This is a genomic window from Nocardia brasiliensis (genome assembly GCF_042691675.1).
Taxonomy (GTDB): Bacteria; Actinomycetota; Actinomycetes; order Mycobacteriales; family Mycobacteriaceae; genus Nocardia; species Nocardia brasiliensis_D.
Map to the genome: position 1 here is coordinate 6266374 of NZ_CP170507.1, position 24687 is coordinate 6291060.

A 24687-nucleotide genomic window follows, 5' to 3' on the forward strand; every position below is an offset into this window, starting at 1 on the left:
TATTCATACCAAGATCGCATATTCATCGGGTGACCAGTTGCCAGTCGTCCGGTAGCCGGGCGGCGGTGACCTGAGCACCTTCCACCTCGAGGTCGACGGTGATCGGCCCGAGGCGCAACGCGGACAACGTGATTCGGCCCCACTGCGGCGGCACCACCGGACACACGGTGATGGTCCGGTTGGGCACGTCGGGGTCGAGGCCGAGGAACGAGCGCACCAGCAGCAGCGGGGCGGCGCTCGCCCATGCCTGTGGTGAACAGGACGTCGGATACGGCACCGGCGTCGCGAACCGCGCACGCGGAAAGCCGCAGAACAACTCGGGTAGTCTGCCGTCGAAAGCCGTTGCGGCATCGAGCAATCCGGTCGCCAGCCGACTCGCCAGATCGACCGCGCCCGGCACGTGCCGGTAGCGCAGCAGACCGGCCACCGCGATGGCCGTGTCATGCGGCCAGACCGAACCGCAGTGGTAGCTCATCGGGTTGTAGGCGCCCATCTTCGAGGAGAGGGTGCGCAGCCCGAAGCCGCTGTCCATCGCCGGGCTCGACAGATGCCGCACGAGCTCGGCGGCGTGCTCGTCAGTGGCGATCCCGGACCAAAGACAATGCGCCGCATTGCTTGTCAGCGCGTCGACGCGACGCTTGCCGCGATCGAGCGCGATGGCGTACCACCCCTGCTCCGGCAGCCAGAACTGCTCGGCGAACTTGCCGCGCAACTCGGCGGCTTGATCACGCAGCGTCGCCGCCATGCCGGGATCGTCGAACGCGTCGGCCAGCTCGGCGCGGGCGAGCAGGGCCGAATACACGTAACCCTGGACCTCACACAGCGCGATGGGCGCCTCGGCAATATGGCCCTGCCGGTCGTTGACGCCGTCGAAGCTGTCCTTCCAGCCCTGGTTGACCAGGCCACGGTCGGTGGCCCGCCGGTATTCGACGAACCCGTCGCCGTCGCGGTCGCCGTAGTCCTCGATCCAATTCAGTGCCGCGTCGGCGGCGGGCAGCAGATCCCTGATCGCTTCCGGATCCGCGCCCCAGCGGTGGCATTGGGCCAGCAGCATCACGAAAAGCGGTGTGGCATCGACAGTTCCGTAGTAGATGTTGCCGCCGAGCACCAGGCCGCCCGCGGGACCACGGCGCATCTCGTGCATGATCCGCCCCGGCTCCTCCTCGGTCAGCGGATTCACCGACTGCCCTTGCAGTTCGGCCAACTGCTGCAGCGTGCCGAGCGCCAGGTCGACCTCCAGCGGCAGCGCCATCCAGGCGGTCAGCAGGCTGTCGCGGCCGAACAGGGTCATGAACCACGGCGCGCCCGCCGCCACGAATGGTCGGCTCTCGTCGGAGTCGTCGTGAATCTGCAAGGCGCCCAGGTCGCTTTCGGTGCGTCGCAGCACCTGAGTGAGTTCCGGGTGGGACGCGGCGATGTCGGTCGCGGTGTGCCGCCACGCGGCGATCTTGCGGCCGGGCGCGCTGACTCCGTAGTGCTCGCCGGGGGCGAGCGGCGCCTGGAACCGCTGGTTGCCGAGAGTGGGCTGGGCGGTGATTTCGGTCTGCCAGCTCGCGCCCACCGGTACGACGACCCGCCACAGCAACGTGCCCGGCAACACCGTCGGCTCCACGGTCGCGGAGACCGAGAGCCCGCGCATGCGGTCGGCCCGGTCGTGGAACAGCAACTCGCCCTCGGCCACCGTCACCTCGGCCCGGCTGTGCCCGGCACGCCCCTCCTTCACCGCGAACAGGTCGACGAAATCGGCGTCGACATGCAATTCGAGGGTGACGGCGGTGGGCTCGCGGCCCATGTTCTCCAACGTGAGCACCTCGTGCATGCCGTCGGCGATGACCCGCTCCCGCACCACGAGCAAGGTGCTGTCGGCCAGCCCTGCCGTCGGCGGTCTTCGCAACACGAACCGAGCCGCGAAGGCTTCCGGACTCAGCACCGAAAGCGGTTCGGGCAGATGGCCGTCCACCAGCAGCTCCCAGCGGGAAACCACGCGAGCGTCCCGGAAGAACAGCCCGTGCGGGCGGCCCGGTTCGACGTCGCCGAGCCGGTTCGACAAACAGAAGGTGCCGCCTTCGACGAGCGTTACCGAACCCGCTCCACCGAAACCCGTCGGTTCACCGGAGTTCAGTGGAGCGGGGCTGAGAGCTGCGGTCATATCCGCCGTCACGCGAGTCCGCTCGCCGCGACGGGCACCGGCACGCTTTCTTCCTTGTGCCATCGGTAGCCGGTCCGTTTCCGCGGCCGCATGAGCTTGCGGTAGACCTGCTCGTAGCCGCGCCCGAGCGTATCGGCACCGAAATTCGCCTCGACGTGCGCACGGCACGCCGCCGGATCCATCGTCTGGACTTCGGCGATCGCGGCCGTGAGCTCGGCCGGATCATCGCAGACACGTCCGGTCACGCCATCGACGATCACCTCGGATACCGCGCCGCCACGCAACGCGACCACCGGTGTGCCACACACCATGGATTCGATCATCACCATGCCGAAGGGTTCCTCCCACCGGATCGGGAAAAGCAGACACTTCGCACCCGCCAACAGCTTCCGCTTGGCGGTGGCGTCGGCGAGTCCGAACACGTGATCCTGGTCCGTCAACAACGGGCGTACCTGCTCTTCGAAGTATTTCAGCTCGGGCGGCTCGCTGCACTTGCCCGCGAGCACGAGTGGGATGCCGGCGGCGTGCGCGGCCTCCAACGCCAGATGCGGCGCCTTGCACTCGTTGAAGCGGCCGAGGAACAGCGCGTAGTCGTCCTTGTCGGCACGGAACGGCCACTCCTCGGGATGCAGAGCATTATGCACCCGCCCAGCCCAATTCAAATCGGGGGCCAGTGCGCGCTGCCGGTCGCTGATCGCCACGAGCGAGACGTCGTCGCCCATTTCCCGGTAGTACTCATAGCATTCGTCCTGCACGGGTCCGTGCACGGTCAACACCGTCGGCAAGTCAAGGCCCCGATACGCCGGTGCGTTCAGCGGACCCGCGAAGGTGTGCTCGTGCACGAGGTCGATGCTGTCAGTGGCGGCGAGCCGCTCGATCGCCCTGCGCACCCGCAGTGCGTGCAGCACTTCGGGGAAGGGGGTGCCGAGGCGCTCGGGGCAGGTGCGGTCCCACAGCGAGATGAACTTCGCCTTGGTACCCGGCTCACCCGCGCCGAGCAGGGTCACGTCGTGGCCTCTGGCCACCAGCGAGTCGACCAGATCGGCGACGACTGCTTCGACGCCGCCATAGGCCTTCGGCGGCACATCGAAGTACGGTGGCACAACCATCGCAATGCGGAATCGGGTGCCGATGTGGTCGATGGACCGGAGATCGGATGGTGCAGTCTGCACCCGAACCGGCATGGACAACTCGCTCATGACCCTCCTTCCAGGGGCACAACCGTTAGCTCTCGCCTCACCCAGCGCTTCGGAGCGCAGGGCGCCGAACTGGTGGCCACCGCGGCGGGGGTGAAGCTCGGCAACACCGCCGTCCATGGGGCTGGTTGGCCTGGTCGCTGGTTGCTCGATCAGGGGGGCCGAGAGTGATGTACCTCTCGTCAGATATCTCAAACCAAGAAGTTGGACGCGCAACTGCTTGGCTACCTCAGATCAGCAGGTAGCAGCGGCATTTGCCGTCGCAACGAATCATGTCGAGTGGGCTGAACGGGCGATCAGCCTTCGATGACGATCTTTCCGTCCTGCCCGGAGACGACGAAGGTGAGCAGCCGCTCCGCCTCGGCCCGCACGGCCGCCTCGTCGGCGGCGGACAGCGGGTGCCACGGGGTGACCCGAATAGTGCTGTCGTCCAAGGTCCACCGGCCGTGCACGAAACCGTCGACCAGATACATCGGGACGCCCCCTGACGCCTCCTTGGCAATCCGCTGGCGATCTTCCTCGCTGATGATCCTGCGGCGGTCCTTGTGGCCGAGCAGGGCATTGTCGAAGGCGGGCAGGAAGCGCACCGGCACCGGCAGATTGGGATCGGCCAGCGGGGCGTCCGGCAGATCGAACAGCACCCGATGCTGATCGTCGGTGAAAACGCGCAAGCGGGTACGCATCTCGTCGACCACCTCGGCGAGCCGGGTGACACCGGCCCACGCCTGCATGTCGGCGACGGTGGCGGGCCCGAACGCGGCCAAGTAACGCAGGATCAGAGTTTCCGCGTGCGGCCTCGTCTCCATCGGCGCGCCGATCCATTCGTCAGCGAGCGCGACGGTAACTGAACGGTTGCGCCACTTGCCCCATGCCCCGGTGACCGGGCTGTGCACCATGGGGACAAGGAGCTCCGCCGCCTCGGCGAGCCTGCGGATGTGCCGGTCCGGAAAGCGCTCGGCGAGTAGCTTTCCGAGGTCGGTGCGCGACAGGATGCGACCGGACAGCAGTTCCCGGCCCGCGGCGGCGAGCTCGTCCGGGTCGATTCCGTCGATCTCGTCGCGGTAGTACGGCGCCTGTAGCGCGGCGTGCACGATCGGGCGCACCGTCGGGCGCAGCCAGCGGAAGTCGTGCGCGTCGGCGAGGTGGACGGTACGACGGATCATGGTGGAGCGCACCAGCTTTCGCTCCCGCAGCAGAGCGGCCAAATCGTCGTGCCGGAAATCCGTCAGCCGGGCCCACAGCCCCACATAGGGCCAGTTCGGTTCCTGTCCTTGCACCGCGACCAGATGCCGCACCAACTCCAACGGTGTCATCGCGACCCGCTGCGCCAACATCTGACGCACCAGCAGGGTTCGGTTCAGCTCACGCAGCGATAGTTCCGTCATGCCTGCCATCTTCGCCGATGCCACCGACAAATCGGGGGGACTTCCCGCAGCCGCCAGCGCATACGTATACGTACAATGGGTCCATGTTCGATCCCATCACCCTGGCCGTCGGAGCCGGAATCCTAGGCGTCGGCTGGGCGGTCGGACGGTACGGCCACCGCGGCGCGCTCGGCAGCAAGGCGTCGCGCAGCATGGCGCAGTGCGGATGCGGCCACGACCTCGCCGTACACGATCCGGAAGCCGGCGATTGCCATGCCGAGACACGGCGTTCCGTCGCGCCGTCGGTGTGGGAGTGGGTGCGCTGCCCGTGCCGCCGCTACACGGGCCCGCTGCCGGTCGAGGACTATTTCACGCGTCCGATACTGCCGCCGACCGAGTGACGCGAGTACGCGCCGACGGGGGTCAGTCGATGTCCGGCTGCATCCGCAGCGGCACCCCGATCCGGTTCCACAGATTGATCATCGCGGTGATCGCGACCAACCCCGCCGTCTCGCCCTCGTCGAAATGCCTTTCCACATCGGCCCACACCTCGTCGCTCACCCCGTGGTCGCCGAGCTTCGTCACCGCCTCGGCGTAGGCGAGGGCGGCGCGTTCGGCGTCGGTGTAGAGCGCGGACTCGCGCCAGGCGTCGAGCTGGAAGATGCGCTTTTCAGTTTCCCCGGCCAGCCGGGCATCGGTGGTGTGCAGGTCGATGCAGTACACGCAGCCGTTGATCTGCGAGACGCGGATCTTGACCAGCTCCCGGACGACCGGGCTCAGCGGACCGCGCCTGATCGCCGCCTCGGCCGCGAACCATGCCTGGTAGACCTCCGGGAAAACCTTCGCGAGCTTCATCCGTGACATGTTGTCGTCCTTTCCTCGGTTTCTCGTACACCCATTGGACGGAACAGAGACCGAGAGTGTGACGCTCAGCGGCTGTGGGCTCGTTCACCCATCGGGCAGGCACCGCACCGGATCGGGCAACTCGGCGTCAGCTTCCTCAGAGGCACAATCCAGCGGCGTCGGCTCCGGCTTCACCGCGGGTGACGATGAGGTGGACTACGATTACCAGCACCAGAAAAATCGTCAGCCCCAACATCATTCGGGGACGGTAATGACCGAATCGGCGGAACTATTCGCCAATCGTTGACGCGGCGGCCATCAGGCGCCGGACGACTTGGTCCACGCCAGCAGGTCGGGCAACGGCCAGGTATTGATCACTCGTTCGGCCGCAACACCATTCGCGACGGCGCGTTCGCAACCGTAGCCCTGCCAGTCCAGTTGGCCCGGAGCGTGCGCGTCGGTGTCGATGGCGAAGTGGCAGCCCATCTCGACCGCCAATTGCATGAGGCGCGACGGCGGATCGCGCCGCTCCGGCCGGCAATTGATCTCGACGGCGGTGCCGTAGGTACGGCACGCCTCGAACACCATCTCCGCGTCGAAACTCGATTCGGGACGGGTGCCACGGCCGCCGGTGACGAGCCGCCCTGTGCAGTGACCGAGCACGTCGACGTTGGGGTTGGCCACCGCGTAGACCATCCGCTTGGTCATCGTCGCGCTGTCGGCGCGCAGGTGCGAATGCACGCTCGCCACCACGATATCCAGTTCGGCGAGCAGATCGGCCTGCTGATCGAGGGTGCCGTCGTCGAGGATGTCGACCTCGATACCGGTGAGAATGCGGAACGGCGCCATCCGGTCGTTGAGTTCGGCGACCACGTCGAGCTGCTTGCGCAGCCGGGCGGCGGACAGTCCATTGGCGATGGTCAGCCGTGGCGAATGATCGGTCAGCGCGCAATATTCGTGCCCGAGGGCGGCCGCGACACCCATCATCTCCGCGATCGGACTCCCCCCGTCGGACCAGTCCGAATGGGTGTGCAGGTCGCCGCGCAGCTGGGTGCGCAGCGGTTTGCCCGGCGCCCCTATCGGTTTCGCGGCATTGCGCAGGTCTAGCAGGTACTGCGGCACCACACCGGAGTACACCTGCTCGATGACGGCGGCGGTCTTCGGGCCGATTCCGGCGATATCGCGCCAGCTGTTCGCGGCCCGATGCGCCGCGCGTTCCTCGTCCGACAGTTCGGCGACGATGTCGGCGGCGCGACGATATGCCTTGACTCGATAGGTCTCGGCCCGCGAGCGTTCCAGCCAGAAACCGATCTCGCGCAGCACCTCCACCGGACCCGGCGTCGCCGAGTCCGATGCGGTCGAATCGTCTTCCGCCACAGCGGTCAGCGAATCCTGCTGTATTTCATGAAGGCCACTCCGTCCTCGAACACCCGACTGGTGATCACTCGGAACTTGGCCGCCTCAGGCAGCCGGGGACCGGCTCCGAACAGCGATCGTCCGCTGCCAAGCAGGACCGGGTACAGCTTGAGGAATATCTGGTCGATTTCCGGTAGCAATTCCTGCGCCAGTTCGCCGCCGCCGCACAGCCAGATCCCGAGGCCGTTCTCGCGCTTGAGTTCTCGCACCTTCGTCAGCGGGTCGGCGGCGATCAGCTCGACGTCGGGGTCGGGATTCTCCGGCAGCGTCGTCGAGACCACGTACTGTTTCAGATGCGCGTACGGGCTCGACGTGCCGGTCCGCACCCCGAAATCGTGCGTCTTGCGTCCCATCAGCACCGTGTCGAAGTAGCGGTTGCGCTTGTCGATACCCATCGCCTCGCGCACCTTCGTCGGCAACGTCTCCGGATATTGCGCGGTGATCGCCGGCCCGTGGTCGCCGCCGACCGGGAAGAAATCGACCGATCCGTCATCGGTGGCGATGTACCCATCGATGGTCGACGCTACGTAGTACGTGAGCTTGCGCATGTGTCCTTCCTCTACGGCCGGACCGACTTCCCGAACCGCCTATAAGAAAGGTAGCTCGCGCCGCCTAACGACGGCGAGGCTTCGGTTGGCACCGCGGGCAAGAAAACGAGGAACGATTCATGAACTTTTCCCGCTGGATCGCGGCGCCGCAGCGCGGGCACGGCTCGTTCTCGCGGCCGTAGACGGCGAGGGACCGTTCGAAGTAGCCGGATTGGCCGTTGACGTTCACATACAGCGCGTCGAACGAGGTGCCGCCCGCGGCCAGCGCCTCCCCCATCACCGCGCCGACGTCGGCCAGCAACGCGCGCACGGCGGGCCGGGACAGTCCCGAGGAGAGGCGGCCGCCATGAATCTTGGCGCGCCACAGGGATTCGTCGGCGTAGATGTTGCCGATGCCGGAGATGACGCTCTGATCGAGCAGCACCCGCTTGATCTCGGTCTGTTTGGCGCGCACCGCCGTCACCACGGATTCGGCGTCGAAGAGCGGATCCAGTGGGTCGCGGGCGATGTGCGCGACCGGTTCCGGCACTCGGGTGCCGTCCACGTCGACGAGCGGCGCGAGGGCCCAGCCGCCGAAGGTGCGCTGGTCGACGAAGCGCAGCTGGGTGCCGTCGCCGAGGGTGGCGCGGATGTGCGCGTGCTTCTCCAGCGGGGCGTCGGCGGGTTGCACCAGCAGCTGGCCGCTCATGCCGAGATGCACGACGAGGGCGAGGTCCGGCTCGTCGAAGGTGAGCCAGAGATACTTGCCGCGCCGCTCGGCGGACTGGACCTTCAGGCCGGTCAGCCGGGCGGCGAGATCGGCGGCGCCTTCCAGGTGGCGGCGCACCGAACGGGGATGGGTGATCGCCACCGATTCGATGACGCGACCGACCACGTGTTCGGCGACGCCGCGCCGGACGACCTCTACCTCGGGGAGTTCGGGCACGATCAGGATTCGGCGGTCAGTGCCTGATAGGCGGTGCCCGCGGCCTTCTGCTCGGCTTCCTTCTTGGAGCGGCCGACGCCCTGCCCGTAGGCCCGGCCACCGATCACCGTGGTCGCGGTGAATTCCTTGTCGTGGTCCGGGCCGGTCGAGGTGATCTCGTAGCTCGGCACGCCGAGGCCGCGCTCGGCGGTGAGTTCCTGCAGGCTGGTCTTCCAGTCGAGGCCGGCCCCCATCCGGGGTCCGCGCTCGAGCAGGTCGGCGAACAGCCGCAGCACCACCTTGCGCGCGACATCGATGCCGTGCTCCAGGTGCACCGCACCGAGCAGCGACTCCATGCCGTCGGCGAGGATGCTCGGCTTGTCCCGGCCGCCGGTGAGCTCTTCGCCCTTGCCGAGCAGCAGGTGCACGCCGAGGCCGCCCTCACCGAGCTGACGCGCCACCTCGGCGAGCGCGTGCATGTTCACCACGCTCGCGCGCAGCTTCGCCAGCTCGCCCTCGGACTTGTCCGGGTGCTCGTGGTAAAGCCGTTCGGTGATGCTCAGTCCGAGGACGGAATCGCCGAGAAATTCCAGGCGCTCGTTGGTCGGCAGCCCGCCGTTCTCATATGCGTATGACCGGTGCGTCAGCGCCAGGCGCAGCAGATCCGGCTGCACCTCGACGCCGAGCGCCGCGAGCAGGCTCGCGTGGTCTCCGGACGAGTTGGGTTCGTCGGTCACGTCGATACGACAGGTTGAACTGTTAGACAGCTGCTGTTACCTGGCGGCCCTTGTACGTGCCGCAGGACGGGCACGCGATGTGCGGCAGGGTCTTCTCACCGCAGGAGCGGTTGGGGCAGGTGATCAGGGTCGGCGCGGTGGCCTTCCACTGGCTGCGCCGCGACCTGGTGTTGGAACGAGACATCCGGCGCTTGGGAACGGCCACGACTACTTCTCCTCTGTCCTATTGCTTGCCAGTTCGGCTGATTGGTCTGCTGCTGTGGCCGCACCCTCGTCGGGGCTGCCGCTGCCGGGCGATGCGGTGGCAAATTTCGCCAGCCCGGCCCAGCGAGGGTCAAGTATCTCATGCGAGTGATCAGAACCCGCAATCGCCATCCGCACGCCACATTCCGCGCACAGTCCCGCGCAGTCGGGAGTGCACAGCGGCTGCAACGGCAGCTCGATGCCGATGACGTCGATGATCACCGGTTCCAGGTCGATGGTGTCGTCGACCATGCGGTAGGAATCGTCGTCATCGGTGGTTTGCTCGGTGGTGCTGTCCGGGTAGGCGAACAGCTCGGTGATCCGAACGTTCACTTCGTCGGTGAACGGCTCGAGGCAGCGCGAGCACTCCCCCTCGATCGGCGCGGTCACCGTTCCGGTGACGAGCACACCTTCGGACACCGCCTGCTGCTGCAGGTCGAGCACGACGTCGGCACCCACCGGGACGCCGACCAGGTCGAGTCCGATCCGGGTGACAGTGCGGACCGTGCGATGCACCTCGCGCATCGTCCCCGGCCGGCGACCGAGACTGCGGACGTCCAGCACGAAGGCCGCGTCGGGTTCTCGGCGCGTGGCCGAGCCCTGACGCGGGGCGGAACCGGAACCGGCGGGCATCACGAAACTCACTTCACATATCGGGGGAATGGGCAACCACACCACGATACGCGAGGTTTCGCGTCGGCCCAAACGCGGCGGCCACACCCCCTGATGCGACCAGCGGCCGCACTCCGATGCGGCCCCTAGCGCCGGTAGTCGGCGGCGTAGTCGGGTGCGCCCGCGCCGGAGCGGAGCTGGTGGCGGCCGCGGCCGACGGTGCGCAGGGTGCTGGTCAGAGTTTCCTCGAAGTCGGCGAGCTTGGCGTCGACGTAGACGTCGCATTCTTCGCGCATCCGGTCGGCCTCGGCGTGCGCCGCGTCGATCACCCGCGCGGATTCGGCGTGCGCGGCCCGCACCACTTCGGTCTGCGCGACCAACCGGTCCCGCTCGGCCTCGCCCTCGGCGACGGAGCGGTCGTAGGAAGCCTTGCCCGCCTCGATCATCCGCTCGGATTCCAGCCGGGCCCGGCTGGTGACGGCCTCGAATTCGGCATTGCCGTCGGCGACGACGCGGTCCGCCTCGGCCTGGGCGGTGTTGACGAGGTGATCGGCGTGCGCGCTGGCCTCGGCGACCATCCGGTCGGCGTGCGCCTTGGCATCGGCGAGGATGCGGTCGGCTTCCTCGCGGGCCGCGCCGATGGTGTGGGCGGCCTGCTCGTTGGCACTGGTCACCGTGACGTCGGCGGCCGCACGGGCGTCCGAGACGATCTTGTCCCGGATGTCGAGCACGTCCTGGGCGTCGTCGAGCTCGCCCGGCAGTGCGTCACGCACGTCGTCGAGCAGTTCGAGGACGTCGCCGCGCGGCACGATGCAGCTGCGGGTCGGCGGGATGCCACGCGCCTCCTCGACGATGGCGACCAGCTCGTCGAGGGCTTCGAATACGCGATACATGCTGACTGACCCCACTCTCCTACGACTCTTGGCGAACTCTCCGCCGAGACCAAGTGTGCCCCTCGTCACGACATGTGCCGAGTCATCGTCCGGTGTGTCGTCGCAGTGTCTCGAACGCCACACAAATCAAGTGGAGGATCTGTCTCCGCTTGGTGTTATCTTTATCAGGAAGATCGACAAGGTCTTCAGACCGAGCGCAGCCCCACCGGGACTGCGGGATTGAGGAAGCCGGAGGGAAGGGCCTACCAGGTCCGCCGAGTGTTGACAGTTTCCGACTGTTCAGTACATGCTGAACACATCGTACGAACGGAACCTATCAAGAGTCGGCGGGAAGGAAGCGATCACCGTCGCTGTTGTCCCCATCGAAGGCTCATGTTCGATCGGAAAGACCATGACTGTTCTGGATCTACAGCAACCCACGGGGATGAGCGCACCCAGCTTCTTCGTCCCGTGGGCCGGGCCGTACCCGGCGCTGAAGATGGCCCCCGCGGCGGCCCGCTGCCAGCAGCTGATGGCCTACCTGCGCGGCGACCGGGCATTCGCCCAGTTGATCCGGTTCGCACTGGTCGGCGGCTCCAGCAACGTCGCCTACGTGCTGTTGTTCTTCGCGATGTACGGTATCGGCCCGCTGATCGCCAATGTGGTCGGTTCGATCGTCAGCACGGTGATCGCCAACGAACTGCACCGCCAGCTCACCTTCCACGCGAGCGGCCGGGTCGGCTGGTTCACCGCACAGTGGGAAGGCGGCGGTCTGGCACTGGTCGGCCTCGCCATCACCACCGCGGGATTGGCGGCGCTGGACGTGTGGGCGCCGAGCATCGGCGGCGCGGCGGAGGCAACAGCCATCCTCGGCATCACCGCGGCGGTCGGCGGAATGCGCTTCCTCGCCTTGCGCGGATTGGTCTTCTGAAACTTCCTACCGCAGCCCCACCCGAATCAGCCCCGGCTCCACAGCACGTGGACCGGGGCTGATTCATGTCCAGAGCTATCCGCGGCGCTCGGCGAGACGATCCAGGAGGCGCTTGTGCACCGAAGGCGGAAGCATGTCGGTGACTTCGCCGCCGAAGGCCGCCACCTCCTTGACCAGTGAACTGGACAGGAAGCTCAAAGAGGGGTTGGTCGGCATGAAGAAGGTGTCCACGCCGGAAAGCTTCTTGTTCATCTGGGCCATCTGCAGCTCGTAGCCGAAGTCGAACGCGTCGCGCAGGCCCTTCACGATCGCGGTGACGCCCTGCTGCTTGGCGAAGTCGACGAGCAGGCCGTACCACGACTCCACCCGGACATTGGGCAGGTGGGCCGTGGCCTCGCGCAGCATCTCCATGCGTTCGTCGACGCTGAACATGCCCTGCTTGTTCTTGTTGATCATGACGGTGACGACGACCTCGTCGAACTGGGCCGCCGCCCGGGTGAAGACGTCGATGTGACCGTTGGTCACGGGGTCGAAGGACCCGGGGCACAGTGCTCCTGCCATGATCAGACGCTATCGTGCGGGACCGGTCGCGCACCACGGAGGGTGCGCGAACTCACCGACTATTCGAAAGTCGCCATTTCGAGGCGCGTTTCGCCGTACTTGCGCGGCTTCATCGCCGAATAGCCCGCAGGCCATTCGATTTCCGGTGACCGGCTGGACCGCTCCACCACGATGAGGGCGCCGGGCCGCAACCATCCGTCGGCCAGCGCGCGCAGATCGGCGAGCACGGCGTCGGTGTCGACCGCGTAGGGCGGGTCGGACAGGACCACGTCGAATTCGCCTGCGCCACCCAGTTCCAGCACGCTGGCCACCGTTGCGAGGCGCAGTTCCGCACCGGGCAGCCCCAGATCGGCAATATTGCCGCGCACGATCGCGGCGGCTTTGCGATCGGATTCGACCAGCAGCGCGTACGCCGCGCCGCGGGACAACGCCTCCAGCCCGAGCGCGCCCGACCCGGCGTACAGGTCGAGCACCCGGATGCCGTCGAAATCGATCCGCGCGTCGAGCGCGCTGAACAGCGCCTCCCGAACCCGGTCGGAGGTCGGACGGGTGCCCGCGGGCGGCACCCGCAGCCGCCGCCCGCCCGCCGTTCCGGCGACGATCCGGGTCATTCGGCTGCGGACTCGCGAACGGCCAGCTCGATCAGCAGATCGCCGCCCTCCACCTGCTGCACCGAGCCGATCGCGACCCGGCCGACGATGCCCGCCCGCGGCGCGGTGATCGCGGCCTCCATCTTCATCGCCTCGATGGTGCCGACGGTGTCGCCCGCCGCGATCGAATCGCCTTCCGACACAGCCAATGTCACGACACCGGCGAACGGCGCCGCGATGTGCCCCGCGTTGCCCTTGTCCGCCTTCTCCGCCGCCGGGATGTCGCTGGCGATGGAGCGGTCACGGACGGCGACGGGACGCAGTTGACCGTTGAGAATGCACATGACCGTGCGCATGCCGCGCTCGTCGGGCTCGGAGATGGCCTCCAGGCCGATGAGCAGGGTGACGCCCTTCTCCAATTGCACTCGGTGTTCCTCACCGTGGCGCAGGCCGTAGAAGAACTGGTTCGCCGACAGACCCATGGTGTCGCCGTATTTCTCGCGGTGCGCATTGAATTCGGCGGTGGGCGCGGGGAACAGCAACCGATTGAGCGTCGCGCGGCGCTCCTGCGACGTGCCCGCGAGTCCCGCCTCGTCCGCCGCCGTGAGCGGGGTCTCCGGCTTTGCCGGACCGCGCCCGGCCAGCGCGCGGCTGCGGAACGGTTCGGGCCAGCCACCGGCGGGGGTGCCGAGTTCGCCACGCAGGAAGCCGATCACCGAGTCGGGAATGTCGTAGCGGCCGGGATCGGCGGCGAAATCCTCGATGTCGACGCCGGTACCGACCAGCGCGAGCGCCAGGTCGCCGACCACCTTGGACGACGGGGTCACCTTCACCAGGCGGCCCAGGAGCCGGTCCGCCGCAGCGTATTTCGCCTCCACCTCCTCGAACCGGTCGCCGAGGCCGAGCGCGATGGCCTGCTGACGCAGGTTCGACAGCTGGCCGCCGGGGATTTCGTGGGTGTAGACCCGGCCGGTCGGTGCGGGCAACCCGGATTCGAAGGGCGCGTACACCTTTCGCAGGGCCTCCCAGTACGGCTCCAGGTCGCACACGTGCTGCAGGTTCAGGCCGGTGTCGTATTCGCTGTGCGCCGCCGCCGCGACGATCGCGGAAAGCGCAGGCTGACTGGTGGTTCCGGCCATCGCGGCGCTGGCGCCGTCCACCGCGTCCGCGCCCGCCTGCCAGGCGGCCAGGTAGGTGGCCAACTGACCGCCCGGGGTGTCGTGCGTGTGCACATGCACGGGCAGGTCGAAGTTGCTGCGCAACGCGGTCACCAGGGTGGCGGCCGCGGGGGCGCGGAGCAGCCCGGCCATGTCCTTGATGGCGAGCACGTGCGCGCCCGCGTCGACGATCTGCTCGGCCAGTTTGAGGTAATAGTCGAGGGTGTAGAGCGTTTCGTCCGGATTGGACAGGTCGCCGGTGTAGCTCATCGCGACTTCCGCGATGGCCGTGCCGGTTTCGCGCACCGCATCGATGGCCGGACGCATCTGGTCGACATTGTTGAGCGCGTCGAAGATGCGGAAGATATCGATGCCGGTGGCGGTCGCCTCGGCGACGAACGCGCGGGTCACCTGTTCCGGGTAGGGCGTGTAGCCGACGGTGTTCCGGCCGCGCAGCAGCATCTGCAGGCAGATGTTCGGGATCGCTTCGCGCAACGCGGCCAGCCGCTCCCACGGGTCCTCGTACAGAAAGCGCAGCGCCACATCGTAAGTCGCGCCACCCCAGGCCTCGATGGACAGCAACTCCGGCGTCAGCCGCGCCACGTGCCCGGCGACGCCGAGCAGACCGTTGGTGCGCACCCGGGTGGCCAGCAGGGACTGGTGCGCGTCACGGAAGGTGGTGTCGGTGACGCCGACCGCCTTCTGTGCGCGCAGCGCCTGCGCGAAACCCTCCGGGCCGAGGCTGAGCAGCCGCTGCCGGGAACCGGCCGGCGGCGGCACCGTCAGGTCGATGGCGGGCAGCTTGTCGTGCGGATAGACCTTGGTCGGCCGCTCGCCGTGCGGCTTGTTGACGGTGACGTCGGCCAGGTAGGTGAGGATCTTGGTGCCGCGGTCGGCCGAACCGCGCTGGTTGAGCAGCTCCGGGCGCTCATCGATGAAGGACGTGGTGACCCGGCCCGCCTTGAAGTCCGGGTCGTCGAGCACCGCGAGCAGGAACGGAATGTTGGTGGTAACGCCGCGAATTCGGAACTCGGCGAGGGCGCGCTGGGCGCGCGACACCGCGGTGCCGAAGTCGCGGCCGCGGCAGGTGAGCTTCACCAGCATCGAGTCGAAGTAGGCGCCGATCTCCGCGCCGAGGTTGGCGCCGCCGTCCAGTCGGATGCCCGCGCCGCCCGGCGTGCGGTAGGCGGTGATGCGGCCGGTGTCCGGTCGGAAGCCGTTGTTCGGATCCTCGGTGGTGATCCGGCACTGCATCGCCGCGCCGCGGATGGTGACGGTGTCCTGGCTCAGGCCGAGCTGTTCGAGGGTCTCCCCCGCCGCGATGCGCAGCTGCGACTGCACCAGATCCACGTCGGTGATCTCCTCGGTCACCGTGTGCTCGACCTGGATGCGCGGGTTCATCTCGATGAAGACGTGGTTGCCGCGCTCGTCGAGCAGGAACTCGACGGTGCCGGCACAGCTGTAGCCGATCTCCTTGGCGAAGGCTACGGCGTCGGCGCAAATGCGTTCGCGCAGTGCCGGATCCAGGTTCGGCGCGGGCGCCAGCTCGATCACCTTCTGGTGCCTGCGCTGCACCGAACAGTCGCGCTCGAACAGGTGCATCACGTTGCCCTGCTGGTCGGCCAGGATCTGCACCTCGATGTGGCGCGGATTCACCACGGCCTGTTCGAGGAACACCGTCGGATCGCCGAACGCCGACTCGGCCTCGCGCGACGCGGCCTCGATGGACTCGCGCAGCTGCCCGGCATCGGCGACCCGGCGCATGCCGCGCCCGCCGCCACCCGCGACCGCCTTGACGAAGATCGGGTAGTCCAGGTCCTGCGACGCGGCGACCAACTCGTCCACGTCCGCGGACGGCTCGCTGGAACGCAGCACCGGCAGCCCGGCAGCCTTGGCCGCCGCGATGGCCCGCGCCTTGTTGCCCGCGAGCTCGAGCACCGCCGCGGACGGGCCGATGAAGGTGATGCCCTCGCGGGCACAGGCGGCCGCCAGGTCCGGGTTCTCGGACAGGAAGCCGTAGCCGGGGTAGACGGCGTCGGCGCCGGCCGACTTGGCGGCGTCGATGATCGCGTCGATCGACAGGTAGGCCCGGACGGGATGTCCCGGTTCACCGATCTGGTAGGACTCGGCCGCCTTCATCCGATGGACAGAGTTGCGGTCCTCGTACGGGAAAACGGCCACCGTCCCGATGCCGAGTTCGTAGGCCGCACGGAAGGCCCTGATGGCGATCTCACCGCGGTTGGCAACCAAGACTTTCGTGAACATTGGCCTAAGGTACCCGGCCGAGCCCGCCGCACAGACACGGAAGGGCCCTTCGCAAGCATCTTCACAACGACCGCTAGCAGCGTTGCGAAGATGCGTTCATCGGCGCGTCACATGCGGGTGGGGTGGGGCCGCGGCGACGGAGGTGCGCATAACGGGCAGCCCCGGCCGTGCGTCACGCATGGCCGGGGCGACGGTGCAGGGACCTCTTACACCCAGTGCAGCGTGCGATGCCGGAGCCCGCCGCGGAACTGGCCGACGGCAAGGCCGATCATCAGGCCGCGTTCCTCACCGACCAATCCACGCGCGAATGGCAGGCGAATCATGCGCAGCAAAACCTCGGGCAGATGAATTTCCGGCAAACCATTGTTCGGGAATTCGGCATTCAGGCGCGCCAAGCCGATACCACGGCTGCGGCCTTGCCGATAGCCGGGGCGGAAACCCTGGCGGTATCGGTAGGCGACGAGTGCCTCGGCCAGATACCCGAGGCGATATCCCTCGCGGTGCGCGCGCCAGCCGAATTCGAGGTCCTCGTTGGCGGCGTAGCTGACGTCCTGCCCGCCGAGCTTCCGGTAGACCTCCGCGCGGCACGCCATGCTCGTCCCGACGATCACGGGGGCGTAAACGCCCACCGGCTGGAATTTGTCCGGAGCGGGGATGTTCGCGACGTGTCGCGGATTGTCGGCATTGAGTGAATCACCTTCGACGGCAGAGCAAATCAGATCGTAGCCCTCATCGAGGAAGGCGACCATGCGGCTGATCCAATGGGGGTACACGCGGTCGTCGTGATCGCAGAACAGCAAAATCTCGCCCGTCGCGTTGTCCGCGCCGACGTTTCGCGCGAACGCGGCACCGGAGGTCCCGGACGCGTCGACATAATGGAGGGTCAGGCGATCTCGCAGCGGATGATTCTCGATATGGCTTTTCACCTCGATGGGAGAACCGTTGTCGGCAATGACGACATCGAATTCGCCCGAATAATCTTGACGCGTCAACGCGTCGAGTTGCACATCGAGCAGATCCCGGCCTTCGGCCGTCCCGATGTACGTTGGAATGACGATCGAGACCGACCGTTCAGTTACCACAAGCTCTCCTGCAATCGATCCCCACGCGGGAGCCCTCCCCCCGAGGGCACAACCTTAAGCGAAACTGAGAAATTTGGGGAACACCCCACTTCCGTGGGCTTCCTCACAGACCTGGACGAATGATCAACCGCTGATCGAAAAATGATGGCAGCCAACGGCACGCCCGCCCGGTCGCACCGGTCCGGCGCCTGGCGTCCTATGCTCGTAGGTGCAGCTGGTTCACCGGTGCGCGTACGAGATGGAGCCCCGTCGTCGCGCAGCGGAGTCGAGTTCGTCGGCCCCGAAAGGGCGGACGAACGAGAGGGAACCCGGTGGGAATCCGGGACTGTCCCGCAGCGGTGAGCAGGAACGACCGCCGTCACACGCACTGGGCGCAACACCCGGGAAGCGACGGCCAGTAGGAAAGCTCCGGCCCGTGCCGGAGCAGGCCGCCAAGGCCGGTGCCTGTGAGTCCGAAGACCTGCCAGCCGTGTCGGATACGCCGTATCCGGCGGCCACCGCCTCGTGGATCTGGGCGCGCGGTTCTACCAGTACTGATATGTCGGGGCTCCTTGGCAGGATGCTCCGACGTCTCATCCGGTAGCCCGCGAAAGCCCGTAAGGCGAGGGCTCACGACCCCAGCACTGGAGAGACATCGTGACTGTTGTACATCAGACACCGTTCACCGCAACGGTTCTCGGGCTACCTAGAGTCGGACCGCGGCGCGAGCTCAAGCGGGCCACCGAGGCCTACTGGGCAGGCAAGATCGGCGCCGAACAGCTGCACGCCGTGGCGCGCGACCTGCGGCACGCCCAATTCGCCGAACTGCGAGCGGCGGGCCTGGATTCGATACCCGTTGGCACCTTCTCGTACTACGACCAGGTGCTCGACACTGCCCTGCTGCTCGGCGCACTGCCGCAGCGGGTGGCCGGTATCGCCGATCCACTGGACCGGTACTTCGCCGCCGCCCGCGGTACCGACACCGTGGAACCACTGGAGATGACCAAGTGGTTCGACACCAACTATCACTACCTGGTACCGGAAATCGGCGCGGACACCGAGTTCTCGCTGCATCCGGAGAAGCTGCTGCACGAGGTACGCGAGGCGCTCGCGCTCGGCGTGCCCGCCCGGCCGGTGGTGGTCGGTCCGATCACCTTCCTGAAACTCGCCAAGGCCACCGGTGGTGCGGCGCTGGACCGGCTCGCCGAGTTGGTGCCGCTGTATCGGGAGTTGCTCCGGCTGCTGGCCGAGACCGGGATCGAATGGGTGCAGATCGATGAGCCGGTGCTGGTCACCGATCTCACCGACGCCGAAATCGACCTGGTACGAAGCACTTACACCGAGCTGTCCGCCGCATCGGAGCGCCCGGCGATCCTGGTCGCGACCTACTTCGGCCATCCCGACGCCGCACTGACCGCGCTGGCGAGCACCGACGTCGAGGGCGTGGCGCTCGACTTCACCTCCGGCGCCGGCGTTTCCGATGTCGCCGCCGTACCGGCGCTGGCGGGCAAGCTGCTGGTGGCCGGTGTGGTCGACGGACGCAATGTGTGGCGCGCCGACCTCGATCGCGTGCTGTCCACGCTGGGCACGCTGCTGGGTTGCGCCGCGTCGGTAGCGGTTTCGACCTCCTGCTCGCTGCTGCACGTGCCGTACACGCTGGCCGCGGAGACCGGGCTGGACGAGCGGCTGCGATCGTGGCTGGCGTTCGGCACCGAGAAGGTGGCCGAGGTCCGGCTGCTGGCAACCGGACTGACCGCGGGACCGGAGGCGATCAATGCCGAATTGGCCGAGGTGCGTGCCGCCTTGGCGGCACGGCAGGCCGATCCTCGGCTCAATGATGCGCAGGTGCGGGCCAGGCTGGCCACGCTCGGTCCGGACGCGTTCCGGCGCGCGCCCGCCGAGCAACGCCGGGTGCTGCAACAGGATCGGCTGCACTTGCCGCCGCTGCCGACCACGACCATCGGCTCGTATCCGCAGACCTCGGCGATCCGGCTGGCCAGGGCGGCGCTGCGCAAGGGCGAGATCGACCAGGCCGAATACGTCCGCCGGATGCGCGCGGAAGTCGCCGATGTCATTGCGCTGCAGGAGAAGCTGGGCTTGGACGTGCTCGTGCACGGCGAGCCGGAGCGCAACGACATGGTGCAGTATTTCGCCGAACAGCTCGACGGCTTCGCCGCCACCGAGCAGGGCTGGGTGCAGTCCTACGGCACCCGTTGCGTGCGACCGCCGATCCTGTTCGGCGATGTGGCGCGGCGGACGCCGATGACCGTCGATTGGATCAGCTACGCCCAGTCGCTCACCGACAAGCCGGTCAAGGGCATGCTCACCGGACCGGTGACCATCCTGGCCTGGTCGTTCGTTCGCGACGACCAGCCGCTCGGCGATTCGGCGCGGCAGGTGGCGCTGGCGATCCGGGACGAGACGGTCGACCTGCAGGCCGCGGGCATCCGGATCATCCAGGTCGACGAACCGGCACTGCGTGAACTGCTGCCGCTGCGCAAGACCGATCAGCAGGCCTACCTCGACTGGTCGGTGCAGGCGTTCCGGCTCGCCACCTCGGGCGTCTCGGACGCCACCCAGGTGCACACCCACCTGTGCTACTCGGAGTTCGGCGAGGTGATCGACGCGATCGCCGGGCTGGACGCCGACGTGACGTCGATCGAGGCGGCGCGCTCGCGGATGGAGGTGCTCGACGACCTCAATGCGGCGGGCTTCGACCTCGGCGTCGGACCGGGTGTCTACGACATCCACTCGCCCCGGGTGCCCAGCGTGGAGGAGATCACCACTTCGCTGCGCGCGGCACTGAAAGCCGTTCCCGCCGAACGGTTGTGGGTCAACCCCGACTGCGGGCTGAAGACGCGCGGGCGGGCCGAGGTGGAAGCGTCATTGCGCAACATGGTTGCCGCGGCGGCCGCTGTGCGCTGACCTCACGCTGATCATCAACGTTCAGCGCCCCCTCCGTATCCACGGAGGGGGTGCTGACGTTCGACGGGCAGGCCATTGATTATGACTGACCGGTCATTCATAATCGGATCGTGCCGAAGAGAGTGGACCGGGCCGCCCGCCGCGAAGAAATCCTGGCTGCCGCGGTGCGGGTGTTCGCGCGTAAGGGCTTCTCCGCCACCCGCGTCGAGGATGTCGCCGCCGAGGCGGGCATCGCCAAGGGCAGTGTGTATCTGTATTTCGACAGCCGGGATGCGTTGCTGGCGGGCGCTTTCGAGAGCTACCTCGCCCGCTCGGGACAGGTGCTGGCCGAGTTGGGTACCGGAACAGCGCTGGATCGCTTGACCAGACTGGTGCACGCGACGATCGGGCTACTGGCCGACCACCCCGACCACGCCCGCGTCCTGCTGGACGTGTGGGCGGCCGATCCGCCATTCGATATGGCGGCGGTGTATCGCGAATATCGCTCGGCCATAGCGGATCTGCTGCGGCAGGCGCAGGCCGATGGCGAGCTTCGTTCCGGCATCGATGAGCGGCATGCCGCGGTGATCATCGGCGCGATCGAGGGTTGCCTCGTCCAAGCGTTGGTCGACCCGCAGGTGTCGCTGCGGGAGCTGGCCGGTCCAGTGGCACAGGTCTGTGTGGAAGGAATCCGCCGATGAACCTCACCGATCGATTGATTGCCCCGCACGCCACGCGCGGGGAAGTGACGGCGAGTTTCGCCACGGCATTCATCGGTGCCGCACTGGCTTTCGGCCTCGCGCTCGATGCGGAGTGGTCCTGGCTGTGCGTCGCCGTCGTCACGTTCGTCGCCTTCGACCTCTTCGGCGGCGCGGTCGTCAATGCGACCACCGCGGCGAAACGCTGGTTTCATCGACCGGGGCGAACCGCCAGGCACCACCTCGGATTCGTCGCCATCCACGTCCAACCGTTCCTGCTCGCCTGGGTCACCCCCGGTTTCGGCTGGTTCACGGCCGCCGTCATCTACATCCTGGCCCTGTCCGGTGCCGTACTCGTCACCGTCGCTCCGCGAGAGCTACGCCGCGCCATCGCCTTCGGCACCACAGCCGTAGCACTTACCGTCGCCACCAGCATCCTCACTATTCCCCACGCACTGACCTGGTTGGCCCCCGTCCTGCTGATCAAACTCCTTCTCGCACATCTACTTGCAGAAGACACCGACCACTGAAGACGGTGCCCCCACGCCAGCCGGAGGCACCGTCACCACCTCACTCCGATTCAGGCTCCGGCCGAATCGCCTGCCGTCGCCGCGACGTGTACCGCTCGCAGGGTTCCGCAGCCCGCATAACCGGCTGCTTCCGCGATTTCGAGCTCATCCCCCGCCGCCACGCCGTATGACACCCCGGACAACGATCCATACCAACCCCTCCTCGACGTCCTGAATCACTCCATAAATCGCCCCTATCCACCTTCGACGCGCGGAGCCCGGATTCGGTTCCCCTCTGATACCCGCCAATCCGGTCCGACGCCGAGTTCGGTGGGCGGTCAGAGGTTGAAGGCTCGGTTGATCACGCCCATGTCGAAATAGTCGCGCCAGGCGAGGATGGTGTCACCCGCTACTTCGAAGACGCCGGTGACGGGGAGGGGGATGGTGTGACCCGCGCCGCGGAGGGTGTCGGTGCGTTCGTTCATGACCAGGTTGCCGGAGGTGATCTGGTGATGAATGTCGAAGTCGACGGCCTCGAAGGTGGTCAGGAAGCCTGCGATGAAGTCGCGGATGGCGGTGCGGCCGACCACGGGTTCGGTCGGAATGTTGTGGTAGACGGCGTCTTCGGCGAAGAAGGCGGCGATTCGGTCGGGATCGGGATCGGACCAGCTGCGGCACATGTCGCGGACCAGTTCGTCGGGGCTTGGCATGGGCATCGCCTCACTTTCCTGGTGGCGGGCGAACCGCATCGTCCGCACCGCCATCCCGATTCAACCAAGCAATTGCTCGGTTTTAAAGCCTTGACATTCAGCGGCTGGCAGTCAACTCCCGCTGCGGCACTCCGACATACTCCGACAGCGGGCGGATCAGCGCATTCGAGGCGGACTGCTCGACAATGTGCGCGGTCCAGCCGGTGATCCGACTCATCACGAAGATCGGCGTGAACATCTCGATGTCGAAGCCCATCAGGTAGTAGGCCGGGCCCGCCGGGAAGTCGAGATTCGGCTTGATGCCGGTCGCCTCGGCCATCGCCCGCTCCAGTTCGGTGTACATGCGCACCCACCGCTGTCCGCCGGTCACCGCGGCGACCTGCTCCAGCGCGTCCCGCATGGTCGGCACCCTGGAGTCACCGTTCTTGTAGACCCGGTGCCCGAAACCCATCACCTTCTGTTTGCGAGCGAGCTTGGCGCGCAACCATTCCGCGGCCAGTTCCGGCGCACCGATCTCCAGCATCGTGTGCATGACGGCTTCATTGGCACCGCCGTGCAGCGGGCCCTTCAACGCGCCGATGGCGGCGGTGATCGCGCTGTACACGTCCGACTGCGTCGAGGTGACCACCCGCGCCGCGAAGGTCGAGGCGTTGAAACTGTGCTCCGCGTACAGGATCAGCGAGACCTCGAAGGCACGCACGATACGCGGGTCGGGCACCGACCCGAAGCACATGTTCAGGAAGTTTTCCGCGAAGCCCAGATGTGAGTGCGGCGCAATGGGATCGAGGCCGCGCCGACGACGCATATCCGCCGCGATGACCGTCGGCAGCACCGCGGTCAGCCGTAACGCCTTGGCCAACAGCGCACGCTGCGCGGGGGCGCCACCCAGATCCTCCTCGGGGTCCTCGGCACCGAGATAGCTGACGATCGTGCGGACCACATCCATCGGATGGCAGGAGGTAGGCATCTTTTCGACGAGCGAAAGGACGGATCGGTCGACGCGGCGTTGCGCGCGTTCCCGCTGGCACAGCAGGGCCAGTTGCGCCGCGTCGGGCAGTTCGCCGTACCAGAGCAGGTAGGCGACCTCCTCGAACGTGCAGTGCCGCGCGAGATCCTGCACCGCGTACCCGCGATAGGTCAGTGAATTGGTCTCGGGCACCACCTTCGAGATGGTCGTCGTGTCGACCACCACCCCCGCCAGCCCTTTCTTGATTTCGGTCATGTCGCTCACTCGCTCCCGTCTACGCCTCGCTGGCGCTCGGCTCCGCCGTACGCGAATCGCGCTGTGTCATTGGTTCGCTCGCTACGCTCGCTCACGGTGTAAGTGAAGATTCCGGAATCGAAGTCGTTGTACTGCTGGTACTGCAGGAGCTCGTACAGCCGAGAGCGATGCTGCATCGCCGGAACCAACCCGGATTGCGTTCCGGTCGCGGCGATTTCACGCAGTCCGTGCTCCACGGCGTACATCGCCAGCCGCAGCGTTGTCACCGGATAGATCACGGCGTTGTAGCCGAGGTCCTGCAGTGTCCGCGCCGAAAGCAGCTCGGATTTACCGAACTCGGTCATGTTGGCGAGCAACGGAACATCGACGGCGGCACGGAATTTCGCGAACTCGGCGGCGTCGGCCAGCGCCTCGGTGAAGATGAGATCGGCTCCTGCGTCGGCGTACGCCTTGGCCCGGTCGATGGCCGCGGCCAACCCTTCGGTACCCCGAGCGTCAGTTCTGGCGCACAGCACGAAGTTCGGGTCCCGCCGCGCCGACACCGCGGCGCGCAGCCGACGGACCATCTCACCGACGGGCACCACCGCCTTGCCGTCGAGATGGCCGCAACGTTTCGGGTTCACCTGATCTTCGAGATGACAACCGGCCAGTCCCGCGTCCTCCAGCAACGTCACCGTGCGCGCGGCATTCATCGGCTCGCCGAACCCGGTGTCGGCGTCGATCAGTACCGGCAGCTCGGTGACCCGCGCGATCTGCTGACCCCGCGCGGTGATCTCGCTCAGCGTGGTCAGCCCGATATCGGGCAGGGCGAGCTCGGCCGACATCACCGCACCCGAAACATAGACGCCCTCGAAACCGATCTCCTGAACCAGCTTGGCCACCAGCGGATTGAACGCACCCGGCAATCGCTGGAGCTGCCCCGAGGTCAGTCCCGCGCGAAATGCCGCGCGCTTGTCGGCCGCACTCGTCGCGGCGGCCAGCAAACCCGTCACCGGTGCCACCGCCCTAGGCTGGAGCCATGAACGACCGCCCCCTGCGCTACCGGTTGATCACCGGCGTCGACGACGCTTCCTTCTGCGAGCGGATCAGCGCTCTGCTCGATCAGGGCTATCGGCTGCACGGCTCCCCAGCGGTGACCTTCAACGGCACCGAGGTGATCGCGGCACAGGCGGTGATCTGGGACGGCGAGTAGCGG

Annotated in this window: 24 protein-coding genes and 1 riboswitch; of the genes, 6 read left to right on the forward strand and 18 right to left on the reverse strand. The window is 67.2% G+C overall.

The window, feature by feature from the left end:
* Positions 1 to 22 precede the first annotated feature (22 nt).
* From ACFK0J_RS28875 to ACFK0J_RS28885, 3 genes are all read right to left on the reverse strand, one after another.
* The gene (locus ACFK0J_RS28875) at positions 23 to 2149 is read right to left on the reverse strand and encodes a glycogen debranching N-terminal domain-containing protein (protein ID WP_378732619.1); all 2127 of its coding nucleotides are present in this window, start codon (positions 2147 to 2149) and stop codon (positions 23 to 25) included.
* An 8-nt stretch (positions 2150 to 2157) separates the two neighbouring features.
* Positions 2158 to 3258 (reverse strand): glycosyltransferase family 4 protein, encoded by a 1101-nt coding sequence (locus ACFK0J_RS28880; RefSeq protein WP_378743119.1) that lies wholly within the window; start codon positions 3256 to 3258, stop codon positions 2158 to 2160.
* A 383-nt stretch (positions 3259 to 3641) separates the two neighbouring features.
* Complete coding sequence (locus ACFK0J_RS28885) at positions 3642 to 4730, reverse strand: winged helix DNA-binding domain-containing protein (protein WP_378732621.1); 1089 nt, start codon at positions 4728 to 4730, stop codon at positions 3642 to 3644.
* 83 nt (positions 4731 to 4813) lie between these two features.
* Here ACFK0J_RS28885 and ACFK0J_RS28890 point away from each other — a divergent pair, with 83 nt between their 5' ends.
* Entirely contained in the window at positions 4814 to 5110 is a 297-nt protein-coding gene (locus ACFK0J_RS28890; RefSeq protein ID WP_378732623.1) for a hypothetical protein, read from the forward strand.
* Positions 5111 to 5132: 22 nt separating this feature from the next.
* On the opposite strand, the gene ACFK0J_RS28895 is transcribed toward ACFK0J_RS28890, so the two are convergent.
* From ACFK0J_RS28895 to ACFK0J_RS28930, 8 genes are all read right to left on the reverse strand, one after another.
* Entirely contained in the window at positions 5133 to 5573 is a 441-nt protein-coding gene (locus tag ACFK0J_RS28895; protein ID WP_378732625.1) for a carboxymuconolactone decarboxylase family protein, read from the reverse strand.
* Positions 5574 to 5870: 297 nt separating this feature from the next.
* On the reverse strand, positions 5871 to 6929 hold the full coding sequence (locus ACFK0J_RS28900; RefSeq protein WP_378732627.1) for a PHP domain-containing protein: 1059 nt from the start codon (positions 6927 to 6929) through the stop codon (positions 5871 to 5873).
* Positions 6930 to 6934: 5 nt separating this feature from the next.
* Positions 6935 to 7516: a dihydrofolate reductase family protein gene (locus tag ACFK0J_RS28905; RefSeq protein WP_218470615.1), complete on the reverse strand. Its 582-nt coding sequence runs from the start codon at positions 7514 to 7516 to the stop codon at positions 6935 to 6937.
* Between the two features lie 64 nt (positions 7517 to 7580).
* Positions 7581 to 8441 carry a bifunctional DNA-formamidopyrimidine glycosylase/DNA-(apurinic or apyrimidinic site) lyase gene (mutM, locus tag ACFK0J_RS28910; RefSeq protein WP_378732628.1) on the reverse strand — a complete coding sequence of 287 codons (861 nt, stop codon included), beginning with the start codon at positions 8439 to 8441 and terminating at the stop codon, positions 7581 to 7583.
* 2 nt (positions 8442 to 8443) lie between these two features.
* On the reverse strand, positions 8444 to 9157 hold the full coding sequence (gene rnc / locus ACFK0J_RS28915; protein ID WP_378732630.1) for a ribonuclease III: 714 nt from the start codon (positions 9155 to 9157) through the stop codon (positions 8444 to 8446).
* Between the two features lie 22 nt (positions 9158 to 9179).
* Entirely contained in the window at positions 9180 to 9362 is a 183-nt protein-coding gene (gene rpmF, locus ACFK0J_RS28920; RefSeq protein ID WP_218470618.1) for a 50S ribosomal protein L32, read from the reverse strand.
* A gap of 2 nt (positions 9363 to 9364) precedes the next feature.
* Positions 9365 to 10033 carry a YceD family protein gene (locus tag ACFK0J_RS28925; protein WP_378743121.1) on the reverse strand — a complete coding sequence of 223 codons (669 nt, stop codon included), beginning with the start codon at positions 10031 to 10033 and terminating at the stop codon, positions 9365 to 9367.
* Between the two features lie 125 nt (positions 10034 to 10158).
* Entirely contained in the window at positions 10159 to 10905 is a 747-nt protein-coding gene (locus ACFK0J_RS28930; RefSeq protein WP_378732632.1) for a DivIVA domain-containing protein, read from the reverse strand.
* 391 nt (positions 10906 to 11296) lie between these two features.
* Between ACFK0J_RS28930 and ACFK0J_RS28935 the strand changes: the two genes are divergently transcribed.
* On the forward strand, positions 11297 to 11815 hold the full coding sequence (locus tag ACFK0J_RS28935; RefSeq protein ID WP_378732634.1) for a GtrA family protein: 519 nt from the start codon (positions 11297 to 11299) through the stop codon (positions 11813 to 11815).
* A gap of 75 nt (positions 11816 to 11890) precedes the next feature.
* Here ACFK0J_RS28935 and coaD read toward each other — a convergent pair whose 3' ends face one another.
* From coaD to ACFK0J_RS28955, 4 genes are all read right to left on the reverse strand, one after another.
* A complete protein-coding gene (gene coaD, locus ACFK0J_RS28940) occupies positions 11891 to 12376 on the reverse strand; it encodes a pantetheine-phosphate adenylyltransferase (protein WP_378732636.1) in 486 nt (161 codons plus the stop codon).
* Between the two features lie 59 nt (positions 12377 to 12435).
* On the reverse strand, positions 12436 to 12987 hold the full coding sequence (gene rsmD / locus ACFK0J_RS28945) for a 16S rRNA (guanine(966)-N(2))-methyltransferase RsmD (protein ID WP_378732638.1): 552 nt from the start codon (positions 12985 to 12987) through the stop codon (positions 12436 to 12438).
* A complete protein-coding gene (locus tag ACFK0J_RS28950) occupies positions 12984 to 16388 on the reverse strand; it encodes a pyruvate carboxylase (protein ID WP_378732640.1) in 3405 nt (1134 codons plus the stop codon). Before ACFK0J_RS28950 ends, rsmD begins: the two co-directional genes overlap by 4 nt.
* 206 nt (positions 16389 to 16594) lie before the next feature.
* A complete protein-coding gene (locus tag ACFK0J_RS28955; protein WP_378732642.1) occupies positions 16595 to 17470 on the reverse strand; it encodes a glycosyltransferase in 876 nt (291 codons plus the stop codon).
* 258 nt (positions 17471 to 17728) lie between these two features.
* A riboswitch (cobalamin riboswitch) is annotated at positions 17729 to 17953 on the forward strand.
* A gap of 150 nt (positions 17954 to 18103) precedes the next feature.
* On the opposite strand from ACFK0J_RS28955, the gene metE reads away from it, so the two are divergent.
* The 3 genes from metE (at position 18104) to ACFK0J_RS28970 (ending at position 21581) form a co-directional block, all read left to right on the forward strand.
* Positions 18104 to 20374: a 5-methyltetrahydropteroyltriglutamate--homocysteine S-methyltransferase gene (gene metE / locus ACFK0J_RS28960; RefSeq protein WP_378743123.1), complete on the forward strand. Its 2271-nt coding sequence runs from the start codon at positions 18104 to 18106 to the stop codon at positions 20372 to 20374.
* 110 nt (positions 20375 to 20484) lie between these two features.
* On the forward strand, positions 20485 to 21054 hold the full coding sequence (locus ACFK0J_RS28965) for a TetR/AcrR family transcriptional regulator (RefSeq protein WP_378732644.1): 570 nt from the start codon (positions 20485 to 20487) through the stop codon (positions 21052 to 21054).
* The gene (locus ACFK0J_RS28970) at positions 21051 to 21581 is read left to right on the forward strand and encodes a hypothetical protein (RefSeq protein ID WP_378732646.1); all 531 of its coding nucleotides are present in this window, start codon (positions 21051 to 21053) and stop codon (positions 21579 to 21581) included. The genes ACFK0J_RS28965 and ACFK0J_RS28970 overlap by 4 nt, the downstream gene beginning before the upstream one ends.
* A gap of 317 nt (positions 21582 to 21898) precedes the next feature.
* On the opposite strand, the gene ACFK0J_RS28975 is transcribed toward ACFK0J_RS28970, so the two are convergent.
* The 3 genes from ACFK0J_RS28975 to prpB form a co-directional block, all read right to left on the reverse strand.
* Entirely contained in the window at positions 21899 to 22270 is a 372-nt protein-coding gene (locus tag ACFK0J_RS28975; protein WP_378743125.1) for an SgcJ/EcaC family oxidoreductase, read from the reverse strand.
* A 97-nt stretch (positions 22271 to 22367) separates the two neighbouring features.
* Complete coding sequence (locus tag ACFK0J_RS28980; protein WP_378732648.1) at positions 22368 to 23492, reverse strand: bifunctional 2-methylcitrate synthase/citrate synthase; 1125 nt, start codon at positions 23490 to 23492, stop codon at positions 22368 to 22370.
* Between the two features lie 5 nt (positions 23493 to 23497).
* Positions 23498 to 24484, reverse strand: coding sequence for a methylisocitrate lyase (prpB, locus tag ACFK0J_RS28985; protein WP_378743127.1), 987 nt, complete (start codon positions 24482 to 24484; stop codon positions 23498 to 23500).
* Between the two features lie 26 nt (positions 24485 to 24510).
* On the opposite strand from prpB, the gene ACFK0J_RS28990 reads away from it, so the two are divergent.
* Positions 24511 to 24684, forward strand: coding sequence for a DUF1737 domain-containing protein (locus tag ACFK0J_RS28990; RefSeq protein WP_218470630.1), 174 nt, complete (start codon positions 24511 to 24513; stop codon positions 24682 to 24684).
* The last annotated feature ends 3 nt before the right edge of the window (positions 24685 to 24687 follow it).

Coding starts and splice junctions, on each gene's coding strand:
- ACFK0J_RS28990 (WP_218470630.1), top strand. CDS start 24,511: ATGAACGACCGCCCCCTGCGCTACCGGTTGATCACCGGCGTCGACGAC.
- coaD (WP_378732636.1), bottom strand. CDS start 12,376: ATGGCAGGAGCACTGTGCCCCGGGTCCTTCGACCCCGTGACCAACGGT.
- ACFK0J_RS28930 (WP_378732632.1), bottom strand. CDS start 10,905: ATGTATCGCGTATTCGAAGCCCTCGACGAGCTGGTCGCCATCGTCGAG.
- ACFK0J_RS28975 (WP_378743125.1), bottom strand. CDS start 22,270: ATGCCAAGCCCCGACGAACTGGTCCGCGACATGTGCCGCAGCTGGTCC.
- ACFK0J_RS28980 (WP_378732648.1), bottom strand. CDS start 23,492: ATGACCGAAATCAAGAAAGGGCTGGCGGGGGTGGTGGTCGACACGACG.
- ACFK0J_RS28925 (WP_378743121.1), bottom strand. CDS start 10,033: ATGCCCGCCGGTTCCGGTTCCGCCCCGCGTCAGGGCTCGGCCACGCGC.
- ACFK0J_RS28890 (WP_378732623.1), top strand. CDS start 4,814: ATGTTCGATCCCATCACCCTGGCCGTCGGAGCCGGAATCCTAGGCGTC.
- ACFK0J_RS28885 (WP_378732621.1), bottom strand. CDS start 4,730: ATGACGGAACTATCGCTGCGTGAGCTGAACCGAACCCTGCTGGTGCGT.
- ACFK0J_RS28880 (WP_378743119.1), bottom strand. CDS start 3,258: ATGGTTGTGCCACCGTACTTCGATGTGCCGCCGAAGGCCTATGGCGGC.
- ACFK0J_RS28905 (WP_218470615.1), bottom strand. CDS start 7,516: ATGCGCAAGCTCACGTACTACGTAGCGTCGACCATCGATGGGTACATC.
- ACFK0J_RS28950 (WP_378732640.1), bottom strand. CDS start 16,388: ATGTTCACGAAAGTCTTGGTTGCCAACCGCGGTGAGATCGCCATCAGG.
- ACFK0J_RS28895 (WP_378732625.1), bottom strand. CDS start 5,573: ATGTCACGGATGAAGCTCGCGAAGGTTTTCCCGGAGGTCTACCAGGCA.
- ACFK0J_RS28970 (WP_378732646.1), top strand. CDS start 21,051: ATGAACCTCACCGATCGATTGATTGCCCCGCACGCCACGCGCGGGGAA.
- ACFK0J_RS28935 (WP_378732634.1), top strand. CDS start 11,297: ATGACTGTTCTGGATCTACAGCAACCCACGGGGATGAGCGCACCCAGC.
- ACFK0J_RS28875 (WP_378732619.1), bottom strand. CDS start 2,149: ATGACCGCAGCTCTCAGCCCCGCTCCACTGAACTCCGGTGAACCGACG.
- rsmD (WP_378732638.1), bottom strand. CDS start 12,987: ATGACCCGGATCGTCGCCGGAACGGCGGGCGGGCGGCGGCTGCGGGTG.